Origin of the sequence: Azospirillum aestuarii, assembly GCF_016632405.1 — a bacterium.
In the GTDB taxonomy this organism is placed as follows: Bacteria; Pseudomonadota; Alphaproteobacteria; order Azospirillales; family Azospirillaceae; genus Azospirillum; species Azospirillum aestuarii.
On record NZ_JAEPIV010000020.1, the window covers coordinates 39044 to 54502 of the forward strand.

The window sequence follows — 15459 nt, forward strand, 5'->3', positions numbered from 1 at the left end:
GTTAGGGGGCAACGCGCTCAATCCGCCATCCAACGTCTTGCAGGCGACGCTCCCAACCAAGCGCAGCTTTGCCCTCACCGAAATGGCTGGCTCTCAGCGCCACGCACAGCAAATGGCTCGGCCGTGTCATGGCAACGTAAAGCAATCGCTGTGCATCTAGGGCCATAGGGCTCTTACGACCAGCCAGCAGCCGGAAATGTCGTCCAATGTGGCACGAGTAAAAAAACGTGTCGAGGATCAGGGTGGCGGTGTGGGTCTGCCCTTTAACGCTGTGGATCGAGCCAAGCCGGATGTTCACGGACCTCCCATCCTCGCCGTGGTGGACATAGAGGTGGCGGGGAGGCTGTTCGGGCGGCCGGAAAATCGCCTCCTCGGGCCACTCTAGAAACGCATCGATCGGTTCCATCTGGTGCGAACCATGCCATCCTCCTTCCTGGTGGCTTTTAACAAGCGCTTCCGTCGCGACTCTGATGACAGGCCAAGCGGCTGGATTGGGAGACGTGCTCATGGTCGCGCAGTCCCAAAGCCATTTCTGCATCGCCTGCCACAAGGCCGGCCGTTCAGAAGCATACGCACGAAGTTGACGAAGCGGGTTGTGGCGCGTTCCGAAAGCGGGCGCTCCGCACGCTTCCAGCAGATGGATCAAACCCAGCGCCAGTTCCGTAATGGCTGGCCCCAGTTCGCCGCTTTCGGTTCGTCGGTGGTGAGCCAGACACAGGTAGTCGGCAAGAACACGCGGCCGCGCCGTACGGCGGGAGGCGTCCGGTTCGTACCGGCTCCAATAGTCACGGACGGAGTGTGGCAACTGATCCGCCTTACGTGCGCGCTGACCCGGAGGGGCGTGAACACGCCCGACGGCCGTGAACACCCCATGGCGAAGGGTATCGCCGTCGAACTCTCGGCACAGCAGCGTGCCGAAGGCTTGCAGCGGACGTTCATGCATGGCCTCGGGGCCGAAGAGGAAAATGGTGTGGCCGCGGCTGCCGGTCGGTTCGCCTTTCAAGGCCCCCCAGCGATGCAAGGCATCGCCTTCCATCTCACGACGGCTCGGCGCCACGGCGGACGCCCGCGCGGCGATCCAGCCCCCGAACCGGTTGCTGCGCGGCAGGCTGCGCGCCTGCGCGTCCGGAAAGGCATCCACCGGAACGGCTCCGGGCTCGCCGCGGTCTCCGTCATAGATGGCCTGATCGCTGTCGCCGAAGCGCTGCCGCAGCGCACAGGCGTCCTTGGGGAAAAGCCGCGACAGCATGGCGGCATGCAAAGGGCGGGTGTCCTGCATCTCATCCATGAAAACACAGGGAAAGCGGTGCCGTATCAGAGCGGGGTACTGCGGCACCTCGGCAATCAGCCGTTCCCCGAACGCAAACATGTCATTATGGAAGAAACACCCGAGTTGGCGGAGGCGGCGCCGAAGTTTAATCATGGATTTGTAGGTAGCTTGCTCTGGATCCTTCAACTGAAAGGACGACAGGTCCAGACCTAAATCGGCCCCCCGGTACTCCAGTGTATCGCACAGTTCAGATAGAACTTCCGTCACGGTCTTCTTCGGAGCGTCGGCCGTGGCTTTTCGTGATGAATTCTGGGCGCGGATGCGGGCGAAATTTCTAATCGGTTCGAACCGATCATCCTCCCAAATGATCCGCTGCGCGACGGCCCGGCACCGGTCGTCGTCGATGAAACGGACTGCAACTGGCCCCGTACGGTTCGACCGGAGGAAAGGCAAAGCCAAGAAGCTGTTCACGAACCCGTGGATGGTCCCGACATAATGCGGATAGGCCAGCAGGCGTGCCGCCTCCGGCACCCGCTGCACCCCCTTTTCCAGTTCTTCGCGGGCGACGGTGGTATAGGAGAGCACGCAGATGCCACGACTCCGCGCCGTCCACTTGCGAGCCAGAATGGCCAGTTTGGCAACCAGGAGCGTCGTCTTGCCGCTCCCCGGGCAGGCTTCGACATCGCCGGAGTCCAAGGCCCGCAGAACATCCCGGCGTTCGCCCTCGAAGCGCAAGCCCAACGCCTCTTCGATCCAGGAAATATCGGCGTCATCAATGACGGGCAGCGAAAAGGCCTCGCTCATTCGTCGGCGAGCGCCTCGGCTCTGACAACAGGCATCGGTTGGTCGGTGCCCGTGGCATGCCGCAAGGCCGCGCTCAGGTAGCGTGGCACCTTGCCGGCGAAGACCAGTCGCTCGGCGGCCGTGCCGTAGCGCTCCTCCAGCATACGGGCCAGGATCTGAGCCGCCGCCGCCTTCGAACCGGCCGCCACCACCTTGTAGACGCGGACCGCCCGCTCGATCGGGTCGGGGCAGCCTTCCTGCAAGCGCTTATAGGCTTGTTCGGCCTCGGCTTCCCGTACTGTCCACGCCGCTCCAGCCATGTCGCCCGGTCCGTCGAGCTCATTGTCGTGTGCCGCCATACGCCCGGCGATGAAGACTTCGCGCTCCAACCCGGCGCGCGCCAGATCGTATTCCAAGGTCCAGTGATCCGAAACGAACGTCTTCACGCGTTGCCCATCCGCTTTGACCTTCGTCTTCATCCACGCTTCGGCATCGATCTGGGGTTCTGTCTTCTGCCGGCTTCCAGGCTTCAGGTTGAGGATGTCTCGCGCACAATCCGGCAGCACGTCACGATCGGTCACGCAAGCAACGGGACAGGGGCCTGGAGCGTCATCACTGCGCATAAGAATGCGGGCGTAGCGGTGCAAACCGGTTCCGCCGACATTGACGATCGACACTCCATGCTTGGCCAGATCGATGCCGAGCAGGGACGCAATGGTCGGCAACAGCAACGCCTCCGCCGACCCTTCGACGATAATGACGCCGCGCGCGAAGAACAGGTTGGCCTTGGTCGCGTCCAGAAAACGTTGCAGGAACCGGTAGTCTCCAGCGTCCAGCCGGGTCCGGCCTTCCGCCAAGGAGAAGCCTTGACCACCCGCGAGAACGATCAGGCTACCAAGCGGCAGTTTCGACGCAAGGACCGGGCTGTGGGTGGACATCAGCACCTGCACCGGGCGCTCCGACCGGGTGTCTGGCCGTGCCGCGCCATTGCCAGTTCCCGACGGCGCCACCTTCCCGATGTTCCGGTCGCTGTCCGTCGGTTCCGGATCTGCTGCCGGTTCCTCCTTCCGCACCCCGGCGGCGGAGCGAAGACCTGGCTCGGTGCGGCTGAGCAGAAAATCAATGAGGCGAAGCTGAAGTTGGGGATGCAGATGCGCCTCCGGCTCCTCGATGAGGAGAAGCGGCATCTTTTCCTCGTCCTGTCCCAAAAGCAACAGCTCACAGGCCATGAACAGCAGGTTCTGATAGCCGAGCCCACGCGGAAGCAGACGGGGGCGGCGTGCCGTCGCCGCGCACGACGACTCGGCGTCAGCGGCTGGCGGCGCACTCGGAAGCAGCAGCAATTCCAACTTCTCCAGCAACAACCGCAGCCGCATCTCATCGGCGCCGCATGCAACGCCGATGTGGCTGGACATCCGATCGGAGCCCAAGGCGAGATGGTGCAGAAAATCCTCATTCAGACGGGCGCGCGCCTTGCTCACCCCGGAGTGGGTTTCGATCAAATGATCGGCCAGTTCACCGCGCCGCAACAGCGTCTGCGGAAGCGACACGTTCGAGTCTCCCGAACCGAGGGCATTGACGAAGGCATCGACGTCGAACGCCTCGTCATCCTCCGCTGCAATGGCGAGCGTGTGACGAAGAATCTGCGATAGACGCGAGTTCCGCCCAGAGGACAACTCACGTTCGGCATCACGCAGAGGCTTTAGATAGGTGGCTTCCAGAAGCGCTCGGGCGGGTCCTTCGAACCAGGGCCCCTGGCCATCCTTTCCGGACCGCAATTCCACCGAGACACGCCAGCGAGAGGCGTGCTTGACCTTGACCGAGACCGCTCTCGTGGGACGGTGTGCCACCAGCGTCAGGTACAGAACAGGCGCCTGCGGTGCTTCTGGAGTGCCTTCGTAAGTGAGATGCTCGATAAAGCCGGAGGCGTCGGCTTCGGAGATGCCGGCGAACTTGCAGGTGATCGACAGCCGCGCTTCCGGCTCCAGCTGATCATTCCTCCAGTGAAAATCGCGATCCGCATCGATCCGTGCGGTGTCGTGTCCGGCGGCGCCAACAACCAAACGGACCGCATCAATGATCGCCGATTTTCCTGCGTCGTTCTCACCCACAAGGACGTTCAGCCCGGGGCGCAGTGTGATCGCCAAGCGCGCGAAGAGCCGAAAATTCTCCAGGTGGAGTTCCGCCAGATGCATCAGGTGCCACGCGCCTTTGGTGTGTCTCTATTTTCTACACCCTTTGGAACATATGCGGCAACCCAGCCATCGTTACATCCGAGAAACAGAGGTGCTCCGCTCATCTTATCCTCTGCATCGTCCTCCCTGATTGGGCGGAGCCCTGGAGCGGGGGCGGGGCGCTTGTCCGTCCCCCCGCTCCAGCGTTTGGGCGTCACAGGCTGTTGGGGTACTCGGTGTTCTTGAAGCTCATGCCGTCGGCGCCGGGCGCATGGCCGATCCGCCGGATGTTTGCCCAGACGTTCTTGTAGTTGGGGATCATCAGCTCGTTGGTCCCCTTGCTGATGATGTTGCCCACCTGCCCGGTGGGGGCGATGAACAGCATGAAGGCCTGTCCGGGCTTGGCCGCCGGCGTCGGGTAGGCCATCGCCTGGGTCGAGCCGACGTCGTTGTAGATCTCCACCAGGTCGCCCGCCTGCAGGCCGAGCCGCGTCATGTCGTCGGGGTGCATCTCGATCGGCGCCACGCCGTTGCGCTCGCGCACGAAGGGCGTGTGGACGTCGTAGAAGGCGTTCTGCCAGACGAGGTTGTTGCGGCCGTTGTTGATGAGGAACGGGTGCTTCTCACGCTGCTGGTCGCGCCCGGCTACCTGCAGGCCCCGCCACTGGGTCGCGAGGAACTTGGCGCGGCCATCCTCGGTCTTGAACGTGCCGTCGGTGAACAGCCGCTTGGTGCCGACCAGCCGGCCGTTCTCATAGCCGGTGACCGGCTCGAAGACGCCGTTGGTGCCCGCCGCGCGCAGACGGTCGTAGGTGACGAACTCCCCACCCTCGGCGTGCTGGTGATAGCCGTCCAGGAAGGCGTCCTCCTCCGTCTTCCAGGCGAACTTGCCGGCGAACCGGCCGGCATACTCCGCGTTGCCGGCCTGCCGGAAGGAGGCCTCCAGCGCGTTGGCCAGACGGGCGGCGATCAGGGCGTCCGGCAGCGCCACGCCCGGCGGGTCCATGTAGCGCTCGGTCAGCCGCAGGCGGCGCTCGCCGTTCATCGAGGTCAGGTTCATCTCGCCCGCGGTCGCCGCCGGCAGCCAGACATGCGCCGCCTCGCCGATCTGGGTGGGCAGGATGTCGACGACGACGCTGAACAGGCCGCCGCGCTTGATGGCACCGACGATCTGCTCCACCTGCGCCGGCCGGTCGCCGTAGGGGACGCTGTCCATCGCCTCCTTCACCAGGTTGGTGCGGCGCCGGTAGATGCGGCGGAACTCCTCGGCGTTGAGCGTCGACTTGAAGTGGTCGACCGCCCAGACGTGATGGACGCCGCCCTGGCCGCCGATCAGCATCTGGTCGACGTAGGCCGCCGGCCGGCCGACATGGGCGTCCGACGGGCGGACGTAGCCCTCCTGGTGGCCGCCGAGCCGGACACAGCCGGTGCCCTCGCGCCCGATGTTCCAGGTGGCGAGCGCCAGATTCACCATCGCCGCGTTGGTGCGGTAGTTGTCGTTGCCCCAGATCAGCCCCTTCTCGTAGGCCAGCATCGTCCGGCGCGGTTTGCCACCCGCCTTGGGTTCGGCGATCCACTGCGCCGCCTTGCGGATGTCCTCCGGCTTGAGCCCGGTGATCGTCGCGGCCTCCTCCACCGACAGCCGGTTGGCCTGGACCGCCGCGTCGAAGCCGGCGGTGTGCCGGCCGATGAAGTCCGTCGCCTGCCACCCCTTGGCCACCACCTCGGTCAGCAGCGCATTGAGGAGCGCCAGATCGCTGCCGGGGTTGAGCGCCAGGTGCAGGACGTTCTCCTTGCCGGCGACCGTCTCGCAGCTGTTGACCGTCAGCGTGCGCCGCGGGTCGACGATGACGATCCGGGCCGCCGCGTGCGGCTCGGAGGCCAGCAGCCGCTTCTTCTTGTCGAGCGTTTCGCCGCGCAGGTTCGGCACCCAGTGGGCCAGGAAGTAGTTGGTCTGGTTCTCCAGCGGGTTGGCGCCGACGACGAAGAGCGTGTCGGCCAGTTCGGCGTCCTCGTAGCAGTTGTTGAGTTCGCTGACCCCCATGTCGCGGCTGGCGTGGACCTCGGAGTTGTAGGCCGGCCGGTTGTGGATGCGGATGTTCTTGATCTTGAGCGCGTCGAAATAGAGCTTGCCGGTGCCCCAGGTGTTCTCGTAGCCGCCGGCGGCGCCGCCGTGGTCGAAGGCCGAGACGATCACCCCGTCCTCGCCCATCTCCTCGATCACCCGCCGGGTGACGTCGGCGACCAGCGCCAGCGAATCCTCCCAGGAGGTCGGCATCATCTGCGAATAGCGCCAGACCATCGGTTGGCCGAGACGCGCCGTCATCGTGCCGGTCTGGTCGGAGAAGCGGGTCTCGCCCATCCGGCCGCCGCGCACCGACGTGAGACCGGCGTTCACCTCGCAGTCCTTGTCGGGCTTGATGACGAGGTGAACGAGCCGGCCGTTCTGGGACACGATGTTGTACATCGACGGCGCGTACCAGGCCGGGCTCTCGGCGCCCTGCTGCTGGGAGAGATCCTCGCCGAAGACGTTCTGGTCGGGCCGCACGCTGCCCTGCTGGTCGACCGGCCAGGAGATCGCCTTGTAGCCGCAGCCGACGATGCAGAAGTCGCAGGTGACGTTGCGCACCGTGGCGTTCGCCGGCGGAATGGGAAGCTGATCGACGCCGCGCTTGTAGGTCATGGTCCGGTCCTCCCTCAGCCCTGCAGCACGTTGCGGGTGCGCCCGTAGATCAGCTCGTCGGTGCCGACGGCGGTGATGTCGCCCGCGGCGTCGACCGCCAGGCGGAACATCGGCAGGTTCTGGGTGGCGTGTCCCCAGATCTGCTGCCCCTCCTTCTCGGTGTCGAAGCGCGAGAAGTGGCCGGGGCAGCTCAAGGTGCGGTCGCGGCCGTCATAGGCGAGCGGGAAGCCTTTGTGCGGGCACAGCGTCGAGTAGGCGACGAGGTCGCCGTCCGGCCCGGCGCCGCCCGGCACGCGGGTGCCGAGCTTGATCAGCACGCCCGGCGAGTCGCTGTCCGGGTAGGCGATCTGCAGAGGTTCGTTGACCGTCAGGTCCTTCAGGTTGGCCAAGCGGTTGGCCGGGTAGCTGACCCGGGCCGCGGACACCGCCGCCTTGGCCGGGGTGGAAGAGACCGCGGTGGCGGCCGCCACACCCGCCGCTGCGGCGGCGCCGCTGCGCAGGAATTGGCGACGGCCGAGTTCGACAAGCTTCTGGCATCCGGTCATAGGGCGTCCTCCCTCGATTTTTTCGTTCCCCAACGCCAGGAGCAAGATCGGGGCCAGCCCGTGCGAGGGCCGCGAACCGCCGAGCTGGGGAGCACACCGCGGGGAGAGGACGTTCGGAGTTCCGAACGCCGGCCGGTGGGAAATCCTCCGCGTGAGGGCGTCACGATCGGATTTCCGAACGCCTCGAACGGTCGGCGATCCCGGAACGGTACGATCAGTCCGAGCCCATCCAGGATCCTCACCCAAGGCAGGGCGCCGGCGAGCTTCGCAACGTTCCGGGTGCGTTCACAGCTCCAGGACGATGTCGAAGGTGCCCCTGACGGCTCCCGGCTCGCCGTCGCCCATGGCCCTCAACGGGATGATCACGCTGCGGCGCGCCTGCGGATCGCGGATGCTGGCCAGCAGGCCATCGCGCTCGTTCCGTGGTTCGCCCTCGACGTACATCTGGGTCACGAAGCGTCCGGCGCCGGGAACGATCACCCCATAGTGGATGTGGGGCGTCCGGCCCGGATAGGGCACCGGCTTGATCGTGCGGAACCGGTAGACGCCGCCGGCATCGACCGCCGTGCGTCCATAGCCCTGGAAGCCGCCGTCGAACCGGTCGTGGCCGGGTGCGCGCGGATGCCGGTATCGCCCCTGCGCGTCGCACTGCCAAATCTCGACGACGGCGCCGGGGATCGGGCGCCCACCGCGGTCGAGAACACGCCCCTCGATGTGAGCGACGGTGCCGAGTGCCCGCGCCGCAGCCCCTTGGACCTGGACAAGGTCGTTGTCCGCATCGTCGGGGAAGCTGACCGGGTAGAACGGCCCCTCCGTCTGCCCGGGCGTCGGGACGAGGCTCGCGGCCATGCCCGGCTTGGGGAGCAGCGCCGTGGTGCCGAGGGCGCCCACGCTCAGCACGAGGGTGCGGCGGTCGATCGCGCGGTGTTCCGACATGGCCGGCTCCTGTCTTGCGGTGCGGGCAACGAAGGGGTGTCGCAGGCCCCCGCTCCATATGGGGCGTGGACGGCCCCCCTGAAGGGCCAGGCTAATCCCGCAACCGCTCCAGGGGGCCCGCCACAAGGCCAAACCGGCGCATCTTCTCCCACAGCGTCGTCCGGCCGACTCCCAGCAGATCGGCCGCCTTGGCCATCTGCCCGTCGGACCGCCGCAAGGTGGCGGCGATGTGCTCACGCTCGACGGCGTCACGCACGGCGGCAAGCGGCGGCCAGGGCGGGGCGGGGACGACGGTGTCGGCGGCATCCCCCTCGGGAAAGAGAAGATCCGTTCCGATCCAGGGGCCGTCCGCCAGGGCGACGGCACGCTCGACGCGGTTGCGCAGCTCGCGCACGCTGCCGGGCCAGCCATGGGCCAGGGCACGCGCTTCGGCCGCGGGCGTGAAGCCATGGACGGCGGCACCGAAGCTGTCGGCGTAATGACGCAGGTAGGCCACCAGCAACGGCAGGATATCCTCCCGGCGCTCGCGCAAGGGCGGGATCACCACGGGAATGACGTTGATGCGGTAGAGCAGGTCCTGGCGGAACCGCCCCTCGCGCACCCGGCTTTCCAGATCGGCGTTCGTCGCGCACACCAGGCGCGCGTTGCAGGAGAGGGCCTTCTCGCCGCCGACCCGGAAGAACACGCGTTCCTGGACGAGGCGCAGCAGCTTGGCTTGAACCGGGAGCGGCAGTTCCGCCACCTCGTCGAGGAACAGCACCCCGTCCGCGGCCCGCTCGGCGTAACCGCGGTGCGTCGCGTGGGCGCCGGTGAAGGCGCCTTTCTCATGGCCGAACAGCTCGCTGTCGATCAGGTCGCCCGGGATGGCCGCGCAGTTGACGGCCATGAAGGGAGCCTGGGCGCGTTTGGACAGTTGATGGACGAAGCGGGCGGCAACCTCCTTACCGGCGCCGCTCTCGCCGGTGATGAGGAGGGTGCTGTCGACGTCGGCGACGCGACGCAGCAGGCGCTCCACCCGCTGCATAGCCGGCGAGACGCCGAGCGCGCCGGTCGGCGCGCCGCCGCGCCGGGACCGCAGCAGCTGGTCGATGCGGGCCAGGACGTCGGCGATGGCGAAGGGCTTGGTCAGATAGTCGTCGGCGCCGGCCTTGACCAGTCGCACCGCCTGTCCGATGTCGCCGAAGCCGGTCATGAACAGAACCGGGACGCCGCGCAGCCGCGAAGCCGCGGCCTGAAAGAGATCCTCGCCGTTCATGTCCGGCAGGCGGATGTCGCAAACCACGAGATCCGGCCGAACCCCGGCCAACGCCGCCAGAGCCTCGCCACCGGTCGGCCACCAGACCGGTCGGTAGCCCTCCAGCGCCAACCGGTCGACCAGCGATTCACCCATGATCGGGTCGTCCTCGATGACGGCGACGATCGGGGCGGTGCCGGGGGCTTCCGCCGCCGCGGGTGGGTCAGGCGGCATGGCGCGGTCTCCTCTCGGCCTGTGGGATGGTCAGGGTGATGGCGGTGCCGCCGGCCGGCCCGACCTCGATGTCCACGCCACCGCCGACGCGGTCGAGCAGGCGGCCGACCGTCCACAGCCCCAGTCCCCGGCCGCCTTGCGGCAGGGGCGCCGTTCCCCGGCTCGCCAGAACCTCGGCCATGTCCATCGGCAGGCCCGGCCCCTCGTCCCGGATCGTGATGCTCACCCCCATCGCCGAGGTAGTGGCGGCCAGGACCACCGCCGCTCCCGGCGGCGAGGCGCGGCAGGCGTTCAGGAGCAGGTTGAGCACCATCTGCCGGACCGCGGTGCCGTCCACGGCCACGGACTCCGGCATGCGGTTGTCCCAGATCAGGCGGGTGCGCCGCCGCTGCGCTTCGTGGGCGATCAGGAACTGCAGGTCGTCGAGGTCCGCCGCCGACAGCGCCCCGGCCCCCGCCGGTTCCTTGTAGACCACGAGAGCGGCGCGGACGACGTGGCCGATGCCGCGCAAGCCGCGTTCGAGGAGCGCGGTGGAACGGTGGCGCACGGCGTCGTCGGCGCCGTGGCGCTGCAGGGTGTCGACCGCGGTCAGCAGGCCGCCCAGCGGGTTGTTCACCTCGTGCGCCATGCCGGAGGCGAGGCGGCCGAGCAGCGCCAGCTTCTCTTCGTCCGCCAGCCTGGCCGACAGGGCCTCGCGTTCGGCCATCGCCGCCGCCATCGCGTTGAAGCGGCGGAACAGGCGGCCGAACTCGCTGCTCTCCTCGGCGATGAACCGCGCCGGGATCGGCTCGACGGAGCCGGAGCGGATGCGTTCGACATAGGCGTCGAGAATCCGGAGCGGCCGCAGAAGGCGGGCGACCAGACCATAGCCCACGGCGGCGAGCAGCAGCGTCAGCCCGGCGTTGGTCACCACCAGCGTCCGCAGCACCTCGTGCCGGACCGCCAGCAGTGGCGCCATGTCCATCTCGGCGAGGATGTGGCCGAGGGGGGCGTCGCCGGTGCCGATGAGGCGGTGGGACCACGCGACGCCGCGCCCGTCATCGATGGCGAGGTCCGCGCCGTCCAGATGCGCCGCCAAGGCCGGGGGAAGCGCGGTGCCGACCGGATAGGCCATGGGATCGCTGGCCGCGACGACGAAGGCGTCGGGGAGCGTGACGATGAGCAGCCGCGTGGAGGCCACCGAGGCGGCCTGCCGGGCGTGGTCGAGCACGTCGAAGGTCTCCCACACGTCCTGGCGGGCGAGGTGTGGCGCCAGAGCCACGGCAAGGCTGCCGAGGTGGGCGCCGGCGAGCTGGCGGAGTTGCGCCTCCTGGTCATCCGCCAGACGGGCCAGCACCGAGGAGGAGATCGCCGAGCCGACGGCGGTCATCAGCCCCGCCACCAGGAGCGGCACCGTGATCGCCAGCGGCCACGCGCGCGGGCGCAGGGGCCACGTCATGACGCTGTCCTCACGGCGTCGTAGAGGGCGGCGATGCCGTCGTAGAGCGACGGATCGGCGCCGGCAAACCCGTCGAGCCGCAGCAGGCGCAGCACCTCCCGGCCGTCCGGGTCGCCGTCCATGCCGAGGAACGCCTCCCGCAGCTCGCGCACCAGGGGGCTGCCGAGACGGGCCGTCTGACAGGCGATCGGCGGGAAGCCCAGCGGTGCGGAGCGGTGCAGAACCCGGGTCTGTCCAACGAGATCCGGCTCGCTTTCCGCCATGACGTCCCACACGTAGCCGTCGACGCTGCCGCTCTGCGCGAGGCCGCTCGCCACCGCCCGCACCACGTTGCGGTGTCCGTAGGTGAAGAAGCTGCGCCGGAAGAAGCTCGCCGGCGTCTCGTGCCGGGTGGCGAGGAGATGGCGGGTCACCAGGAAACCGGAGTTGCTGTCCGGATCGGAGAAGGCGTGGACCTGTCCGCGCAGCCCGTCGAAACCGGACACCGGGTCGCCGGCCTGGACGATGACGTAGGATTGATAGAGCGGACGGCCGCGGTAGAGGGGGGCTGCGACCAGAGCCAGCTGGCTGCGGAACTGGACGTAGGGAAACCCGCAAATCCAGGCGGCGTCCAACTGTCCGGTGAGCAGGAGCGTGGTGATCTCCTGATAGGTCCGCCGCTTCGTCAGCTGGACCGGGCGCGCGAGCCGGGCCGAGAGGTAGCGTTCGAGGATGGTGAGGAGGTGGGCGTCGGAGTCGAGGAACACCGGCGTCAGGCCGAAGCGCAGGGGGGCATCGCCCAGGGCTCCAGCGGCGGCCCGTCGATCGAGCGCAAGAGCGCCGGACGTGCAAAAGACTCCCAGCACGGCACGCCGGGTCCAGCGTGCCCGATCGCCAAGCGTTGGTCCACCCACCCCTGGCATGCTGGACTCCCTCGGCTGAAGGATCAGTCCATCTTGGACAGTGACGTCGCGGAGCATGCCCAAGCCGGGTTCGTCAGACGCCGCGCCTTCGATCATGCCCGATCAATCGAACAATCAGCTTAACGGATGATATGGCCGTGGGCAACGGAGTGAACGGCAGAGGGGACGGTGGTGCCTGCGCCATTGTCGCCGAGACAGGTTTTGTCTTGCTCTCCCTTCCATATTTCGATTAACGTCAAATCATGGAAACAAGGAACGCCATCGACGCCTTCGCCGCCCTGGCCCAGGACACCCGCCTGGCCGTGTTCCGCCTGCTCATCCAGGCCGGGTCGAACGGGCTGACCGCCGGCGATGTCGCCCAGCGGGTCGGCGTGCCCGGTTCGACCTTGTCGCACCATCTGGCGACGTTGGAGCGCGCCGGGCTGCTGCGCTCCTGGCGGGTCCAGCGGCAAATCTTCTACGCTTGCGACTACGAGGGCACCCGGCGGCTGATCGCCTTCCTGATGGAGGACTGCTGCCAAGGCCGTCCCGAGCTCTGCTCCGCCGACCTCACCCAGGCCGTTCTGTGTGGTCCCGACGGATGTGACCACGACGCCTGAGGTTCCAATCCCAACCGCCGCGCGCCCCGCGGCCTGGAAAGGCAATCCAGCGATGACCGACCGCGTCTACAACGTCCTGTTCCTGTGCACCCACAACAGCGCCCGCAGCGTCATGGCGGAGTGCCTGCTGAACCGGGAGGGCAAGGGCCGCTTCCGCGGATTCAGCGCCGGCAGCCAGCCGTCCGGGCGCATCAACCCCTATGTCCACGACCTGCTGGAACGGCTCGGCTTCCCGACCGCCGAACTGCGCTCCAAGACCTGGGACGAGTTCGCCGCACCGGACGCTCCGCACATGGACTTTGTCTTCACCGTCTGCGACAACGCCGCCGGCGAGGTTTGCCCGGTGTGGCCGGGACAGCCAATGACGGCCCACTGGGGCTTCGCCGACCCGTCCAGGGCCCAGGGCACCGATGCGGAGAAGGCGGCCTTCACCGCCACGGTGTTCGGTCAAATCCAGCGCCGCATCCAGGCCTTCATCAGCCTGCCCATCGCCTCGCTCGACCGTTTGGCGCTGAAGCGCAAGCTGGACGACATGGGCCAGGCGCCCGCCGCCCCGGATGCGGCGCGATGACGCCGGTCACCATCTACCACAACCCGGATTGCGGCACCTCGCGCAACACGCTGGCGCTGATCCGCAACAGCGGCGTCGAGCCGACGGTGATCGAGTATCTGGAGACGCCGCCGGCGCGCGACGAACTGGCCGACCTCATCCGCCGCATGGGCGTTTCGGTGCGTGCCGTGCTGCGCGAGAAGGGCACGCCCTACGCGGAACTCGGGCTTGGCGATCCAGCGCTGAGCGACGACCGGCTGCTCGACGCCATGATGGCCCACCCGATCCTGATCAACCGGCCGATCGTGGTAACGCCGCTCGGTGTGCGGCTGTGCCGCCCGTCCGAGGCGGTGCTCGACATCCTCCCCGACGCGCAGCGCGGCGCCTTCGCCAAGGAAGATGGCGAGCAGGTCGTCGATGCCGCCGGACACCGCATCGGCAAAACCTCCTGACGGACATGCATCATGACTGCTGACATCCATGCCGCTCCGGCGGCCCGCCCCGCCATGAGCCTGTTCGAGCGCTACCTCAGCGTCTGGGTGGCGCTGTGCATCGTCGCTGGTATCACGCTCGGCCATCTGGTGCCCGGCCTGTTCCAGGTCATCGCCGCGGCGGAGGTTGCCAAGGTCAACCTGCCGGTGGCGGTGCTGATCTGGCTGATGATCGTGCCGATGCTGCTGAAGATCGACCTCGGCGCGCTGGGGCGGGTGAGGGAGCATTGGCGCGGTGTTGGCGTAACGCTGTTCATCAATTGGGCGGTGAAGCCCTTCTCCATGGCGCTGCTCGGCAGCCTGTTCATCGGCCACCTGTTTGCTCCGCTGCTGCCGCAGGAGCAGATCTCCTCCTACATAGCCGGCCTCATCCTTCTGGCTGCCGCCCCCTGCACCGCCATGGTGTTCGTGTGGTCGAACCTGTGCGATGGCGAGCCGCACTACACGCTGAGCCAGGTGGCGCTGAACGACATCATCATGGTCTTCGCCTTCGCCCCGCTGGTCGGACTGCTGCTGGGCGTGGCCTCCATCACCGTGCCGTGGGACACGCTTCTTCTGTCGGTGGTGCTCTACATCGTCATTCCGGTGGTTGCCGCCCAGCTCTGGCGCCGCAGCCTGATGGCCTCCGGTGGCGAGATGGCGCTGAAGCGTGTGCTCGACCGTATCCAGCCGGTGTCGCTGCTGGCGCTGCTGACCACGCTGGTGCTGCTGTTCGGCTTCCAGGGCGAGCAGATCCTGGCGCAGCCGCTGGTCATCCTGCTGCTGGCGGTGCCGATCCTGATCCAGGTCTATTTCAATGCCGGGCTGGCCTACTGGCTGTCGCGCCGGTTTGGCGTGGCGTGGTGCGTGGCGGCGCCGGCGGCGCTGATCGGAGCGTCGAACTTCTTCGAACTGGCGGTCGCCGCTGCCATCAGCCTGTTCGGCTTGGGTTCCGGCGCGGCGCTCGCCACCGTGGTCGGCGTGCTGGTCGAGGTGCCGGTGATGCTGTCGGTCGTGAAGATCGCCAAGGCGACCAAGCCCTGGTACGAAGGACGCACCCATGCATGATATCGAGACGACCGGATTCGACAGCTTGCCGAGCCTGGATGAACCCTATTTCGACGTCCCCGACCTCGACAGGCTGACACCCGCGCGGCCATTGACCCACCCGCCGCGCATCCTGCTGCTCTACGGCTCGTTGCGGGAACGGTCCTACAGCCGCTTCCTCACTGAGGAGGCCGAGCGTCTGCTCCAGCGCATGGGGGCGGAGACGCGCATCTTCGATCCGCGCGACCTGCCGCTGCCGGACAGCGTGCCGGCCGACCACCCCAAGGTGGCCGAACTGCGTGCGCTGTCGCAATGGTCGGAGGGACAGGTTTGGGTCAGTCCGGAACGCCACGGCACCATCACCGGCATCCTGAAATGCCAGGTCGACTGGCTGCCGCTGGAGAGCGGCGGCGTCCGGCCGACGCAGGGGCGCACGCTGGCCGTGATGCAGGTGTCGGGCGGCTCGCAGTCGTTCAACGCGGTCAACGCGATGCGGGTGCTGGGGCGCTGGATGCGCATGGTGACCATCCCGAACCAGTCGTCGGTGGCCAAGGCGTTCCAGGAGTTCGACGAGGCCGGCCGGATGAAGCCGTC

The 15459-nt window shown here is 67.6% G+C and carries 13 protein-coding genes; 5 read left to right on the forward strand and 8 right to left on the reverse strand.

The window, feature by feature from the left end; translation table 11 throughout:
• Nucleotide 1: 1 nt before the first annotated feature.
• From JJL56_RS24645 to JJL56_RS24680, 8 genes are all read right to left on the reverse strand, one after another.
• Entirely contained in the window at nucleotides 2-2074 is a 2073-nt protein-coding gene (locus tag JJL56_RS24645) for a UvrD-helicase domain-containing protein (protein WP_200486680.1), read from the reverse strand.
• Nucleotides 2071-4248, reverse strand: coding sequence for an ATP-dependent nuclease (locus JJL56_RS24650; protein ID WP_200486681.1), 2178 nt, complete (start codon nucleotides 4246-4248; stop codon nucleotides 2071-2073). Before JJL56_RS24650 ends, JJL56_RS24645 begins: the two co-directional genes overlap by 4 nt.
• Nucleotides 4249-4441: 193 nt before the next feature.
• Nucleotides 4442-6910, reverse strand: coding sequence for an arsenate reductase (azurin) large subunit (locus tag JJL56_RS24655; protein WP_200486682.1), 2469 nt, complete (start codon nucleotides 6908-6910; stop codon nucleotides 4442-4444).
• A 14-nt stretch (nucleotides 6911-6924) separates the two neighbouring features.
• Complete coding sequence (locus tag JJL56_RS24660) at nucleotides 6925-7455, reverse strand: arsenate reductase (azurin) small subunit (RefSeq protein ID WP_200486683.1); 531 nt, start codon at nucleotides 7453-7455, stop codon at nucleotides 6925-6927.
• A gap of 285 nt (nucleotides 7456-7740) precedes the next feature.
• A complete protein-coding gene (locus JJL56_RS24665; protein WP_200486684.1) occupies nucleotides 7741-8391 on the reverse strand; it encodes a dioxygenase family protein in 651 nt (216 codons plus the stop codon).
• A gap of 91 nt (nucleotides 8392-8482) precedes the next feature.
• Complete coding sequence (locus JJL56_RS24670) at nucleotides 8483-9859, reverse strand: sigma-54-dependent transcriptional regulator (RefSeq protein WP_200486685.1); 1377 nt, start codon at nucleotides 9857-9859, stop codon at nucleotides 8483-8485.
• Entirely contained in the window at nucleotides 9849-11297 is a 1449-nt protein-coding gene (locus tag JJL56_RS24675; RefSeq protein WP_200486686.1) for a sensor histidine kinase, read from the reverse strand. The genes JJL56_RS24670 and JJL56_RS24675 overlap by 11 nt, the downstream gene beginning before the upstream one ends.
• Nucleotides 11294-12142, reverse strand: coding sequence for a substrate-binding domain-containing protein (locus JJL56_RS24680; RefSeq protein WP_345772635.1), 849 nt, complete (start codon nucleotides 12140-12142; stop codon nucleotides 11294-11296). The genes JJL56_RS24675 and JJL56_RS24680 overlap by 4 nt, the downstream gene beginning before the upstream one ends.
• Before the next feature lie 299 nt (nucleotides 12143-12441).
• Between JJL56_RS24680 and JJL56_RS24685 the strand changes: the two genes are divergently transcribed.
• The 5 genes from JJL56_RS24685 to arsH all read left to right on the forward strand — a co-directional run.
• The gene (locus JJL56_RS24685; RefSeq protein ID WP_200486688.1) at nucleotides 12442-12798 is read left to right on the forward strand and encodes an ArsR/SmtB family transcription factor; all 357 of its coding nucleotides are present in this window, start codon (nucleotides 12442-12444) and stop codon (nucleotides 12796-12798) included.
• Nucleotides 12799-12850: 52 nt separating this feature from the next.
• Nucleotides 12851-13369: an arsenate reductase ArsC gene (locus tag JJL56_RS24690; protein ID WP_200486689.1), complete on the forward strand. Its 519-nt coding sequence runs from the start codon at nucleotides 12851-12853 to the stop codon at nucleotides 13367-13369.
• Nucleotides 13366-13800, forward strand: a complete 435-nt coding sequence (gene arsC, locus JJL56_RS24695) for an arsenate reductase (glutaredoxin) (RefSeq protein WP_200486690.1) — start codon at nucleotides 13366-13368, stop codon at nucleotides 13798-13800. Before JJL56_RS24690 ends, arsC begins: the two co-directional genes overlap by 4 nt.
• A 12-nt stretch (nucleotides 13801-13812) precedes the next feature.
• Entirely contained in the window at nucleotides 13813-14886 is a 1074-nt protein-coding gene (gene arsB, locus JJL56_RS24700) for an ACR3 family arsenite efflux transporter (protein WP_425599145.1), read from the forward strand.
• The coding region (gene arsH, locus JJL56_RS24705) for an arsenical resistance protein ArsH (protein ID WP_200486715.1) at nucleotides 14879-15459 on the forward strand (581 nt) is incomplete at its 3' end. The genes arsB and arsH, both read left to right, overlap by 8 nt.